A 3,909-nucleotide genomic window follows, 5' to 3' on the forward strand; every position below is an offset into this window, starting at 1 on the left:
CGCGGCGCTGTTCGTGCCTTTAAAAAAGGCGCTCACAGGCGCGCGCCACCGAAAATCTGAATGGGTAGCTCAACCGGGATCCGGCTTCGAGTGAGAAGCGATTAGTCGCCACCGACGAAAGGCCGTGTATGGAGACGACGACGGCGTTCCGCGGGCTGGAGAGTCGCGCGTCGGGTCGCGTCCACGAGACGGCCGACCCGACGGCGGTGTCGGCCGAGGAGCGTGCGCGCGGGCTCGACCCAGCCTACGAGTACGACGCGGTCGACCCCGAGACGCTGTTAGGATCGCCGCGGGACGGACCGACCGGGACGGGGCGCGGTCACTGGCGCTTCGACGCGCTGCTCCCGTTCCCGGCGGCGGAGGCCATTTCGGCCGGCGAAGGAGCCACCCCGCTGGTTCCGACCGAGCGGCTTGCAGACGAGCTCGGCGTCGACGCGGTCTACGTGAAAGACGAGGGGCGGAACCCCACGGGCACCGTGCTCGACCGCGGGCTCTCGGTCGCGCTCACTGCGGTCGCGGCGCGGGCGGCCGAGGGGGCCGACGTCGAGCCGATCGCGTGCGCGAGCCCGGGCAACGCCGGACAGTCGATGGCGGCGTACGCGGGGCGGGCGGACCTGCGCTCGTACGCGTTCGTCCCCTCGCGCTGCGCGTTCTCGAACAAGGCGATGACGAACGTCCACGGCGGCGAGATGCGCGTGGTCGGCGGGCGGTTCCCGGACGCGGCCGCGGCGGTCGACGAGCAGCTGGAGACGGAGTACACCGACCTCGGCGAGTTCGCGACGCCGTACCGCCACGACGGCGCCAAGACGCTCGCGTTCGAGCTGGTCGCGGAGCTCGAGGCGGCGCCCGACGCCGTCGTCGTGCCCACCGGGTCCGGCGAGGTGATAGCCGGCGTGTACAAGGGGTTCACCGAGCTGGAGCGGATCGGCGCGATCGACGCGGTTCCGAGGCTGGTCGCCGCGCAGGCGGCGGGCTGCGCGCCGATCGCGGCGGCGGTCGAGCGCGGGCTCCACGAGCCGGAGCCGTGGGAGACGCCCGACACGATCTGCGGCGAACTGGAGATCGCCGACCCAGCAGGCGGCGCGGCCGCGATCGAGGCGGTCACGGAGAGCGGCGGGACCGCGGTCGGCGTCGACGACGACGACGTGCTCGCGAGCGCGGTCGCGGTCGCGCAAAACGAGGTGATGGAGATGGGCGTCACCGGGGGGGCCGCGCCCGCCGCCGCGTGGGCGCTCAAGGAGGACGACTTCTTCGACGGCGACGAGACGGTCGTCCTGATCAACAGCGACGCCGGGCTCAAGACGCCGGACGTGCTGCGCAGCCACCTGATGGGACAGGGGATCTAGGCTCGGTCGTTCCCGACGGGTCTCAGGGAACCGTTTTTACGTCGCCCCGCGTACGGTCGGGTATGTACGTCCGCGACGCCAAGAACCGTGACGAGGCGTGGTTACTGGACGCGATCGAGCGGCTGGGGCTCGACGACGTCGCCTTCCGGTCGCGGGACTACGTGATCGCGGTCGACGAGGAGTCGGGCGACCGCGCCGGGTTCGGCCGGCTTCGACTCCACCGCGGCGACGACGGAGCGCGGAACCGGATCGAGCTCACCGGGATCGGCGTGCTCCCCGAGTGGCGCGATCGCGGCGTCGGCGCGCACGTGGTCGAACGCCTCGTCGACACCGCGGCCGCGGACGGGTTCAAGACGGTGTACGTGCTCACCGACCAGCCCGAGTACCTCGCGCAGTTCGGCTTCGAGCGCGTCGACACCGACGACCTCCCGCCCGCGCTCTCTGACCGGCTCGAAGAGAAGCGAGAGTTCCTCGGCGGCGGCGTCGTCGGGCTGCGGCTCCCGGTCGACGAGTTCGAGATGCCGGACCGGCTCCGCGAGGCGTTCAAGACGGCCGAGCCCGCAGGCGACGGCGAGACAGACGCGACCGAATCGCCGGAGGACTTCGGGATCGACCCCGACTCGGCGACGTACAAGTACGACACCGGCCGGTAGCGCGATCGCCGCCCCGGCCGCACCCGAGGGAATCCGGAAGAGACATTCACAGCGGCGGCGTACGCTCGCCAAATGGGATCGCGAATCCACAGCGTGGACGCCATGCGGATCGTCGCGGTCGCGCTGGTCGTCGTCATCCACACGAACCCCTTCGAGGGGCTCGGCGCGTCGGGGAACGCGCTCAACTTCGCGCTGGAGTCGACCGCTCGCGTCGCCGTCCCGTTCTTCTTCCTGGCGTCGGGGTACTTCTTCGGACTGAAGACGCTCGACGCCGATCCGATCGCCTACTTCCGGGCGCGGGCGCGGTCGCTGACCGGGCTGTACGTCTTCGGGATCGTCGTCGCGCTGCCGGCGTTCCTCTCCGGCACCGCCGTCGAGGCGTCCGTCGCGGGCGAGTCGGCGTCTCGGAGCGTCGGCCGGCGGATCGCCGAGATCCTCTCGCCGGTCGACCTCCTCTACTACGGCACCTCCGTCTCGGAGATCCTCTGGTTCGTTCCGGCGCTGTTCGTCGCGCTGGCGCTCGTCGCCGGATTCGCCGCGGCGGGCCGCGAGCGGCTGGCATTCCCGGTCGCGCTCGCGCTCCACGCCCTCGCGCTGCTCGGTCCCGAGTACGCCAGTCTCGTCGACCTCCCGTTCGACGTCCGCGACGGGCTCTTCTTCGGGTTCTTCTACGTGAGCGCCGGCTTCGCCGTGGCCGAGCGGGGGTGGCGGGCCGGTGACGGCCGCTCGCGCGTCCTGCTTGCCGCCGCCGTCGCGTTCGGCGCTCTCCACGTCGCGGAGCGGTACGCGATGGGCTACGCGCTCGGCGGCGCGTCGGTCGCCGACGGCGTGTACGCGCCGTCGTTCACGCTGGCCACCGCGCCGTTCGCGGTCGCGCTGTTCCTGTTCCTGCTGTCGCGACCGTCTCTGGGAGCGTCGACGCCCCTCCCCGACTGGGGCGGGTACGCGGTCGGGGTGTACGTCGTCCACCCGCCGGTGCTGGCGGCGCTCGAGGAGATCGCTGGGGGGCTCGCCGTGAACGGCACGCCGATCGCGGAGACGCTCGGGTGGCACCTCGCGTTCACACCGGCGACGTTCCTCCTCGCGCTGGTCGCGTACCTAGCGGCCCACCGACTCGGCGTGATCGAGATCGGGGGATCGCACTTCCCGCGACCGCCGGACCTCGCGCGGGTCACGCGTCCGTTCGGCCGCCGGTCGTCGTGACCGTCGATCCGACCGCTTATCGCCCCGTCGGCCGACGGGTCCGACATGGACTTGATCGAGGCCGCGCGCGATGCGCTCTCTGCCGCGCACGTCCCGTACTCCGAGTACCGCGTCGGCGCCGCGCTCCGGACCGCCGACGGAACCGTCTACACCGGCTGTAACATCGAGAACGCCAACTACTCCAACAGCCTCCACGCCGAGGAGGTCGCGCTCGCGGAGGCGGTGAAGAACGGCCACCGCGAGTTCGACCGGATCGCGGTCGCCTCGGACGTCCGCGACGGCGTCACCCCCTGCGGGATGTGCCGGCAGACGCTCGCGGAGTTCGCGGCCGACGACCTCGTCGTCGTCTGCGACGAGGGCGCCGGCGAGACGAGCGAGTACACGCTGGGCGAGCTGCTCCCCAACACCATCTCCGAGGGGACGCTCGACGACGCCAGGGAGGCGTGAAGTCGGAGAGGAGCCGGGAGAAGGACCGAGACGGAACTACTTTTAAACGGCTCGCCGAACGTCGAGGACATGACCGACGAACGCGACACCTCCACCGGCGCGGCCGGCGACAGCGAGGACCCGAACGACGAGACTCAGTACCACGTCGAGGTCGGACCGGGGGACGTCGCCGACGCCGTGCTCCTCCCCGGCAACCCCGAGCGCGTCGACAAGATCACGGCGCTGTGGGACGACCACGAGGAGGTCGCGCGCCACCGCGA

The 3,909-nt window shown here is 71.6% G+C and carries 4 protein-coding genes and 1 pseudogene; all 5 read left to right on the top strand.

Going from position 1 to position 3,909, the window contains the following annotated elements; genetic code table 11:
- The first annotated feature begins 128 nt into the window (after positions 1–128).
- A complete protein-coding gene (locus tag U4E84_RS16360) occupies positions 129–1,346 on the top strand; it encodes a pyridoxal-phosphate dependent enzyme (RefSeq protein ID WP_322533179.1) in 1,218 nt (405 codons plus the stop codon).
- Positions 1,347–1,408: 62 nt separating this feature from the next.
- Positions 1,409–1,999, top strand: coding sequence for a GNAT family N-acetyltransferase (locus tag U4E84_RS16365; RefSeq protein ID WP_322533180.1), 591 nt, complete (start codon positions 1,409–1,411; stop codon positions 1,997–1,999).
- Between the two features lie 72 nt (positions 2,000–2,071).
- Positions 2,072–3,202 (top strand): acyltransferase, encoded by a 1,131-nt coding sequence (locus U4E84_RS16370; RefSeq protein ID WP_322533181.1) that lies wholly within the window; start codon positions 2,072–2,074, stop codon positions 3,200–3,202.
- Between the two features lie 45 nt (positions 3,203–3,247).
- Entirely contained in the window at positions 3,248–3,649 is a 402-nt protein-coding gene (gene cdd, locus U4E84_RS16375; protein ID WP_322533182.1) for a cytidine deaminase, read from the top strand.
- A gap of 69 nt (positions 3,650–3,718) precedes the next feature.
- A pseudogene (locus tag U4E84_RS16380) lies at positions 3,719–3,909 on the top strand (uridine phosphorylase); the annotation flags it as partial.

This window comes from Halorubrum sp. AD140, assembly GCF_034497445.1.
Lineage (GTDB): Archaea > Halobacteriota > Halobacteria > Halobacteriales > Haloferacaceae > Halorubrum.

Excerpts from the sequence above, each read along its gene's own strand:
- U4E84_RS16370 (WP_322533181.1), top strand. The coding sequence starts at position 2,072 with ATGGGATCGCGAATCCACAGCGTGGACGCCATGCGGATCGTCGCGGTC.
- U4E84_RS16365 (WP_322533180.1), top strand. The coding sequence starts at position 1,409 with ATGTACGTCCGCGACGCCAAGAACCGTGACGAGGCGTGGTTACTGGAC.
- cdd (WP_322533182.1), top strand. The coding sequence starts at position 3,248 with ATGGACTTGATCGAGGCCGCGCGCGATGCGCTCTCTGCCGCGCACGTC.
- U4E84_RS16360 (WP_322533179.1), top strand. The coding sequence starts at position 129 with ATGGAGACGACGACGGCGTTCCGCGGGCTGGAGAGTCGCGCGTCGGGT.